Origin of the sequence: Buttiauxella massiliensis (assembly GCF_902500225.1) — a bacterium.
In the GTDB taxonomy this organism is placed as follows: Bacteria; Pseudomonadota; Gammaproteobacteria; order Enterobacterales; family Enterobacteriaceae; genus Buttiauxella; species Buttiauxella massiliensis.
This window is the reverse complement of record NZ_LR722687.1, coordinates 1-1,303: the sequence shown is the minus strand read 5'-3', so window position 1 is coordinate 1,303 and position 1,303 is coordinate 1. Positions and strand designations below refer to the sequence as shown.

The window sequence follows — 1,303 nt, the reverse complement described above, 5'->3', positions numbered from 1 at the left end:
TGACCCGTCCTAAATAGCGTTGACACATTTAACTCGTACTATGAGGAAAATGTGATGAACCAGTACGTTAAACGCACGCAACGCGATTACCCTCTATCCTTTAAATTGGCCGTTGTCGAACAAGTCGAAAAAGGTGAAATGACTTACCGTCAGGCGCAAGACCACTACGGTATTCAAGGCAACTCTACCGTCATGAAGTGGCTCCGCAAATATGGCGTACTCGACTGGCTTTCCTCCTCTCCTGTCAGAAAGTGTGGAGTTAATATGCCCAAAATGCCCCTTACTCCCGAGCAACGAATCAAAGAACTCGAACAGCAACTCGCTGAATCAGAAGTCAAAGCTCAGTTTTTTGAAGCCGTTGTGAAGGTAATGAACACGGAGTTCGGAGCCACACTGACAAAAAAGCAGTTGGCCACATTATCACGCAAGCACAAACGCCGGGACTCACAGTAACCTGCGTGTGCCGGTTCATGGGAATTAGCCGACAGGCGTGGTATCAGTCTCTGCAGCGTGAGCGTGGAAAAGCAATACAGGCCCAAAACATTATTGGACAAGTGACCGCTATCCGGTTGCAACAGCCCCGGCTGGGAACACGTAAATTGCATTATTTATTGCAACAATCCCCTGAACCTGCACTGCATGTTGGCCGGGATCGCCTGTTTGAGATATTACGTTGCTCGCGGTTACTGGTGATGCCTAAACGGGCTTACCACAAAACGACAAATAGCCATCACCGTTTTTACCGTCACCCTAACTTACTGAAGTCTGGGGAAAATCAGATTATTGCCAGCCAGCCGGAGCAGGTATGGGTAGCAGATATCACCTACCTTCCACTGCGTAAGGGAACGGCGTATGTCAGTCTGGTGACCGATGCCTGGTCGAGAAAAATAGTGGGATATCATGTGCATGAGAGTCTCCATACGCATCATGTTGTGAGAGCATTTAAGATGGCGCTGGTTAACAGGCGCACATGCTCACCGCTGGTGCATCACTCGGATCGTGGCATCCAGTATTGCTCCACAAAATATCAGGAATTACATGAACGACATGGTGTCATCTGCTCAATGACGGATGGATATGATTGTTATCAGAATGCGCTGGCGGAGCGGATAAACGGGATATTAAAAATGGAATATCTGCTCGTTAAGCCAGAGGATATCGTGCAGGCAAGAAAGATGGTCAGGGAGTCGGTAGAAATCTACAATACCCGGCGTCCGCATCTGTCGTTAAAATACAAAACGCCCGATGAAGTTCATCAGGCATTTTAAGGCTGAAAAGTGTCAACCTATATCAGGACTAGTCA

At 47.9% G+C, this 1,303-nt stretch carries 1 protein-coding gene; it reads left to right on the top strand.

The features are described 5' to 3' along the window. Positions 1-54: 54 nt before the first annotated feature. Positions 55-1,268, top strand: a protein-coding gene (locus GC128_RS22905) for an IS3 family transposase (RefSeq protein ID WP_151996193.1) whose coding sequence is annotated in 2 segments (ribosomal slippage) — positions 55-397 and positions 397-1,268 — 1,215 coding nt in all. Because the reading frame shifts where the segments join, the coding sequence is not laid out codon by codon here. The last annotated feature ends 35 nt before the right edge of the window (positions 1,269-1,303 follow it).